Origin of the sequence: Jingyaoa shaoxingensis, from assembly GCF_014385005.1 — a bacterium.
Classification (GTDB): Bacteria; Bacillota; Clostridia; order Lachnospirales; family Lachnospiraceae; genus Marvinbryantia; species Marvinbryantia shaoxingensis.
Genome location: NZ_JACRSZ010000010.1, coordinates 132,750 through 139,201, shown reverse-complemented (window position 1 = coordinate 139,201; position 6,452 = coordinate 132,750). Strand labels below are relative to the sequence as shown.

The 6,452-nt window shown below is 42.2% G+C and carries 5 protein-coding genes, 3 tRNA genes and 1 rRNA gene; 5 read left to right on the top strand and 4 right to left on the bottom strand.

Features of this window, described 5'->3' with window-relative positions:
- Together H8716_RS10965 and H8716_RS10960 are read left to right on the top strand one after the other, a co-directional pair.
- Positions 1-121, top strand: a 23S ribosomal RNA gene (locus H8716_RS10965); the annotation flags it as partial.
- Positions 122-397: 276 nt separating this feature from the next.
- On the top strand, positions 398-613 hold the full coding sequence (locus tag H8716_RS10960) for a hypothetical protein (protein ID WP_249308867.1): 216 nt from the start codon (positions 398-400) through the stop codon (positions 611-613).
- 283 nt (positions 614-896) lie between these two features.
- Here H8716_RS10960 and H8716_RS10955 read toward each other — a convergent pair whose 3' ends face one another.
- The 4 genes from H8716_RS10955 to H8716_RS10940 all read right to left on the bottom strand — a co-directional run bounded on the left by H8716_RS10955 (position 897) and on the right by H8716_RS10940 (position 3,084).
- Entirely contained in the window at positions 897-1,490 is a 594-nt protein-coding gene (locus H8716_RS10955) for an HAD family hydrolase (protein ID WP_249308866.1), read from the bottom strand.
- Between the two features lie 233 nt (positions 1,491-1,723).
- Positions 1,724-1,807: transfer RNA gene (locus H8716_RS10950), tRNA-Leu, on the bottom strand.
- A 105-nt stretch (positions 1,808-1,912) separates the two neighbouring features.
- Positions 1,913-1,996, bottom strand: a tRNA-Leu gene (locus tag H8716_RS10945).
- 65 nt (positions 1,997-2,061) lie between these two features.
- Entirely contained in the window at positions 2,062-3,084 is a 1,023-nt protein-coding gene (locus H8716_RS10940) for an aromatic acid exporter family protein (protein ID WP_249308865.1), read from the bottom strand.
- 166 nt (positions 3,085-3,250) lie between these two features.
- On the opposite strand from H8716_RS10940, the gene H8716_RS10935 reads away from it, so the two are divergent.
- The 3 genes from H8716_RS10935 to H8716_RS10925 all read left to right on the top strand — a co-directional run bounded on the left by H8716_RS10935 (position 3,251) and on the right by H8716_RS10925 (position 6,443).
- Positions 3,251-3,335: transfer RNA gene (locus tag H8716_RS10935), tRNA-Leu, on the top strand.
- Positions 3,336-3,561: 226 nt separating this feature from the next.
- Entirely contained in the window at positions 3,562-4,089 is a 528-nt protein-coding gene (locus H8716_RS10930) for an adenine phosphoribosyltransferase (protein WP_249308864.1), read from the top strand.
- A gap of 38 nt (positions 4,090-4,127) precedes the next feature.
- The gene (locus H8716_RS10925; RefSeq protein ID WP_249308863.1) at positions 4,128-6,443 is read left to right on the top strand and encodes a RelA/SpoT family protein; all 2,316 of its coding nucleotides are present in this window, start codon (positions 4,128-4,130) and stop codon (positions 6,441-6,443) included.
- Positions 6,444-6,452: the final 9 nt, after the last annotated feature.

The following is a 6,452-nucleotide window of genomic DNA, read 5'->3' as shown; positions in this document are numbered from 1 at the left end:
GATGAGATATCTCATGCGAAAGCAATAAGACCCCTTGAAGACGACGAGGTAGATAGGGCAGAGGTGGAAGTGCAGTAATGTATGGAGCTGACTGTCACTAATAGGTCGAAGGCTTGACCTGAGTGCTTAGTGACTGGCGAGTCGGAAGACGAAGGCAGAACTTAGCAGGAAGGTCGTTCTGGGAGCGAAGCGAACAGAACTTCCAAAAGGTTTGGGAAACACGGATGAAAAGTATTTACCGTATGCGGTTTTGAAGGTACAAAACTTTTGTCAAGATTCAGGAATGGTCCTGGATCTTTTTTTGTATCTTACTTTGTTTTTTCAATAACTCTGGTCTGGAAAAAATCGCAAAAATAGAGTGCTATAAAAGAATAAAAGCAAACGGGAGGAATAAGTTATGAAGAGAAAGAAAAAGTGGATTTGCGTGATAGCTGCCATGATGATGTTATTGTTGGTGCCTTCAGCGGTACAGGCAAAAAGTACAGACGTAACTAAGAAAATGTCGTCAGATGCCAAGATCAAGAGACTGACAAGACTGGTAGCTTATTACACAGATGCAGAAGTATCACGTGTAAAAAAGGGAAAAACAGTAAAAGAGAAAATGGATCAGTAAAAGACATAGCAGCTGGCAAAAGAAGCCATATATTTATGCAGGTGGAGACTGGGGAACTCATAAACCAGGCTATAAGAATCTGAAGATAGTGCAGAAGAGCAGCAAACTATACGAGATTAGTTTTACAAATGTAATGGGAAGTTATGAGAATAAAAAAATATCTAAGAATATAGGAAAGACAACATTTCAGTTAAAGAAAACATCCAAATCATCCTATGGGTATATTATTACCAGAATACAATATAAAGGATATGGAGTAAAACTATAAAAAAGTGCCATCGGTTTAGAAGCCGATGGCACTTTTTACAGCCTGAATATCTCCGGTAAAGACGATGCCATCCATACCCAGAGCCTGCCCGGCATTGATATTTTCCACAAGATCATCAAGAAAGAAACAATCTTTTGGGGAAAGGTGAAAAGTATCAAATAAATATTGATAGATTGCCGGGTCTGGTTTTGCCAGTTTTAATGGTGCAGAAAAAACAATACCATCAAATTCATTTAAAATAGGATAGTATTTTTTGGCTACTTCTGCAAATCGGGTAGAAGCGTTGGACAGCAGATATACAGAATAACTACGTTCCTTCAGCTCATGAATAAAATCCCAGGTATCAGTCAGGGGATTCACATACTGAAACCAGTTCGCATAAAAATCACGGGCGGTATCCTTCAGATGAGCCGGAAGAGAGGCAATGGTTTCAGCGGCAGTCTGATCATAATCAATCGTACCGGCATCCAGAGCCGGCCAGTTCTTAAAGATCGCATTAGCCAGAATTGTAAAATCTTCCTTAATATGAACATACTGATCAAGAATATAATCTGCATCAAAACTGCCAATCACATTTCCAAAATCAAATACAATATTCTTATATCTCATAAAAAACCTCCATTAATTGTAAAACAACATCCTTCGTTTCTAAATCAAAAAGTCCCATCCAAAGGATAAAACATTTGTTTAAAGAGTGCGGAAGATGGGGTGCTGAACGTCCGGGGGACGTTCGTTTAGCACCGACCGTAGCGAAGCGAAGAGCTTGAATCCATGGATTCAAGTTCCCTTCGCTTCTAAATCAAAAAGCCCCATCCAAAGGATGGGACTTTTGATTTAAGTGATGCGGAAGATGGGACTTGAACCCACACGGTGTAACCACCACAAGATCCTTAGTCTTGCTCGTCTGCCAGTTCCGACACTTCCGCAAGCAAATAATATTATAACTACATGAGATATAAATGTCAAGAAGAAAATTGTAAAAGATAGCAACTATAAACAAAAAAGCCCATCAAATAGATGAACTTTTAATATGCGGAAGATGGGACTTGAACCCACACGGTGTAACCACCACAAGATCCTTAGTCTTGCTCGTCTGCCAGTTCCGACACTTCCGCAAGCAAGTAATATTATATCTATATAGGATATAAATGTCAAGATAAAAAACGAAAAATTTATAAAACTATTTTTCAGCATTTTCCATATCGTTGCGCCAGTAGATCTGAAGCTGCTGTTCATTCAGTTCACTGATGAAACGACTCTTGAATTTCAGAAAATCCTCCAGATCCATCATAATATGATATAGCATGGCTCGGCTTTCGAATTCCTCACGACTCTGCGGCAGGGGGCTTTCACGAAAGGACGACATGATTTCTTCCAGATGATGAATCTGTTGTTCAGGATAATTTTTCTCTTGAATGAAATCTGCCATATATAACATATAATTGGCAATGACATGAGCCTGCTCCGGCATGGTGCGGACTTTCTGCATTTCATAATGAAGGTTATGCAGGATCTGACACTGATTATAACGCATTTCAAAATAGGATATATAGTATTCAGGGTGAGAGTGAAAGGTATTATTCTGATATTCATATGCTTCTTTCACACAGTCCTGAAGATCATGCTCCAGGGAAACGATATCTTCCCACACGTTCCGTTCCATCTGTTTGTTAGAGAGATAAGCGGCAAGGGCGCCCATCAACATCTGAAGTCTGTTCTCCACGATGGACATATTAGAGATAATGTGTCTCCGATGGCTTCGATTCATATGAACCAGATTGAAAAGGACAGCAAGGATAATCCCAATCAGTACCAGCAGAAATTCATTGACAACAGCCTGTTCCAGTTGTTCACGCTGAGTAAGCAGATGAGCGGCAATGACTGCATTGACTGAGATTGTAGATCGCAGATCCAGAATCTCACAGACAAAGACCAGAATGGTCAGAACTATACCATATGCAATCCAGGATGCTTCTATATGCGGATAAAACAGCCATGTCAGAAAAATAGTCAGGACAAACGTGGCAATCCGCCACAGTGACAGGTGCAGTGTTTGCCACTTGGTAGTCATGAGCGTAAGCAGCGTAATGGTTCCTGCAGAAATTGCATAATTCAGATTCATATATTCAGCAAGATGGAGAGCAGCGCAGCTCCCGATTCCGATTTTCAGAGATAAAATCAAAACTTTTCTGTATTTTTCCATAGTACTCCTGTAAACTTTTATTATAATATCTTTGATTGAGTATAACATAGCCAGCAAAAGAGGGAAACAAAAAAGCATGAAAAGAAAATAAAAAAAGTAGTTGACATTTCGAAATGAATATTGTATATTAATACATGTGCTGAGGAACACGAAGCACACAAGAAATGCAGGAGTGGCGGAATTGGCAGACGCGCAGGCTTCAGGTGCCTGTGGTCGTTAAGACCGTGTGGGTTCAAGTCCCATCTCCTGCATCTTTTTTTGCTTTCAGGAAAGACTTATTTTATTCCAATTGTAACTGTCCGGTATCTTTAACGTGAGGTCTGAAGAGTTACTGCAAATTTACATTTGATTCTAGGACTAATAAATGCTATACTTCAAGATAGCATTTATTTTTTTAACATAATTATAGAAAACTTCCTTATCGATAACAGGAATGTTTTGTGGTTAGAAAATCTAATTTGAGTGGAGGAGAGACAAATGAAAAAGTCTGTGGAAGAATATGTAAGAAGTATTCCGGATTTTCCGGAACCTGGGATTATTTTCCGTGATATCACAAGTGTATTGCAGGATGCTGACGGACTGCAGATGGCAATAGATGAAATGCAGGCGCTGATTGATTCTGATAAGGTAGATGTGATTGCAGGAACAGAATCCAGAGGATTCATTTTTGGAGCTCCGATTGCTTATAATTTACACAAACCATTTGTATTAATTCGAAAAAAGGGCAAACTTCCTTGTGAGACAGTGTCACGTTCTTATGATCTGGAATATGGCACTGCTGAGATTGAGATGCATAAAGATGCAATTAAACCTGGACAGAGAGTCGTAGTCATCGATGACCTTCTGGCAACCGGCGGTACTCTGGAAGCATGCGACAAACTGATCGAAGAACTGGGCGGCGTTGTAGCAAAGAATGTATTCCTGATTGAGCTTGCAGGATTAAAGGGAAGAGAAAAGCTGAAAGATTATGAAGTAGCATCCGTAATCTGTTATGAGGGAAAATAAGGCGGCTCAGACAGATGTCCGGATTAGACGGTGGTTAGATGAATAATACAGAGAATACAACAAAACTTGAAGAAATTAAAAAAGTAGAAGCCAGCGTAAAGAAGATGGATGATTTCACAGACCCGGAGAAGCTTCACCAGGAGCTTCTTGCCGGCATCCGTAAGTATCATCCGTCTGCTGATCTGTCCATGATCGAGAAGGCATATCAGGTGGCGGCAGAAGCGCATAAGGATCAGAAAAGAAAGTCTGGTGAACCGTATATCATTCATCCACTCTGTGTCGGAATTATTCTGGCAGACCTGGAGATGGACAAGGAGACGATTGCAGCGGGACTGCTTCACGATGTAGTAGAAGATACAGTTATGACCTACGACGAGATCAAAGATGAATTCGGAGAAGAAGTTGCACAGCTCGTAGATGGCGTTACTAAGCTGGGACAGTTAAGCTATTCTGCTGATAAGGTAGAGGTGCAGGCAGAAAACTTAAGAAAGATGTTCCTTGCCATGGCCAAAGATATCCGTGTCATCATTATCAAGCTGGCTGACCGGCTGCACAATATGCGAACGCTCAAATACATGCGTCCGGAGAAGCAGAAGGAAAAAGCCAGAGAGACCATGGATATCTACGCTCCGATTGCACAGCGCCTTGGTATATCCAAGATCAAGGTAGAACTTGATGACCTTTCATTGAAGTATCTTCAGCCAGATGTCTACTACGATCTGGTAGAGAAGATTGCACTGCGTAAGGCAGAACGGGAAAAGTTTGTACAGGGAATCGTAGATGAAGTAAAAAGACATATCGACGAAGCAGGGATTAAGGCACAGGTAGATGGAAGAGTAAAGCATTTTTTCAGTATCTATAAGAAGATGGTGAATCAGGACAAGACTCTGGATCAGATTTACGACCTGTTTGCAGTACGCATCATAGTGGACACTGTAAAAGACTGTTATGCAGCCCTGGGTGTGATTCATGAAATGTATACACCGATTCCGGGGCGTTTCAAGGATTATATTGCCATGCCGAAGCCGAATATGTACCAGTCTCTTCATACCACGCTGATCGGACCGAACGGTACTCCGTTTGAGATTCAGATCCGTACGTTTGAGATGCACCGTACTGCGGAATATGGTATTGCTGCACATTGGAAATATAAGGAACAATCTGACGGCAAGAAGTCATCCGGCAATCAGGAAGAAGCCAAGATGACCTGGCTGCGCCAGATTCTGGAATGGCAGCGGGATATGTCAGATAACAGAGAATTCATGAATCTGTTAAAAAGCGACCTTGATCTGTTTGCAGAGAATGTATATTGCTTCACTCCGGCAGGGGATGTGAAGAATCTTCCGGCAGGATCCACACCGATCGACTTTGCCTACAGCGTACATTCAGCAGTCGGCAACAAGATGGTAGGAGCCAGAGTCAACGGCAAGCTGGTCAATATCGATTATGTGATTCAGAATGGAGACCGCGTGGAGGTCATCACTTCACAGAACTCCAAGGGTCCGAGCCGTGACTGGCTGAAGATTGTTAAGAGTACACAGGCTAAGAACAAGATCAACCAGTGGTTTAAGCAGGAATTAAAAGAAGATAATATTGTCAAAGGTCAGAATTTGTTTGCCAGCTACTGTAAAGCAAAAGGCATTGTGCAGAGCGATCTGCTGAAGCCGGAATTCATGCAGGCAGTAATGGCAAAATACGGATTCCGTGACTGGGATTCTGTAATGGCTGCCATAGGACATGGTGGGCTGAAAGAAGGACAGGTGGGAAACCGCCTTCTGGAAGAATATAAGAAGAAGCAGAAGAAGGAACTGACTGATGCGCAGGTACTGCAGGCAGTGGAAAATGCCGGAACTACAGTGACTGTAGCAGGTAAGGATAAGAATAAACGGACACAGAACAAGAGTGGCATTATTGTCAAAGGAATCGATGATGTTGCAGTCCGGTTTGCAAAATGTTGCAGCCCGGTACCGGGAGATGAGATTGTGGGATTTGTCACCAGAGGAAGAGGTGTGACCATTCACCGGACAGACTGTGTGAATATGATTCATCTGCCAAGTGAAGACCGGGTGCGCCTGATTGATGCAGAGTGGCAGGCAGCAGGTGATATGGCGGGAAGATATCCGGCGGAGATTAAGATCTTCGGCAACAACCGTACCGGTCTGCTGGTAGATATTTCCAAGATCTTTACTGAGCGTCAGATTGACATGATTGGAGTGAACTCCAGAACCAGCAAGCAGGGGACTGCGACCATTTCTCTGTCTTTTGAGGTAGGAAGCCGTGGAGAATTGGATTCACTGATTGCAAAACTCAGACAGGTGGAGAGCGTAATTGATATTGAACGTACCACCGGATAAGGAGCAACG

Excerpts from the sequence above, each read along its gene's own strand:
- H8716_RS10960 (WP_249308867.1), top strand. The coding sequence starts at position 398 with ATGAAGAGAAAGAAAAAGTGGATTTGCGTGATAGCTGCCATGATGATG.
- H8716_RS10955 (WP_249308866.1), bottom strand. The coding sequence starts at position 1,490 with ATGAGATATAAGAATATTGTATTTGATTTTGGAAATGTGATTGGCAGT.
- H8716_RS10940 (WP_249308865.1), bottom strand. The coding sequence starts at position 3,084 with ATGGAAAAATACAGAAAAGTTTTGATTTTATCTCTGAAAATCGGAATC.
- H8716_RS10930 (WP_249308864.1), top strand. The coding sequence starts at position 3,562 with ATGAAAAAGTCTGTGGAAGAATATGTAAGAAGTATTCCGGATTTTCCG.
- H8716_RS10925 (WP_249308863.1), top strand. The coding sequence starts at position 4,128 with ATGAATAATACAGAGAATACAACAAAACTTGAAGAAATTAAAAAAGTA.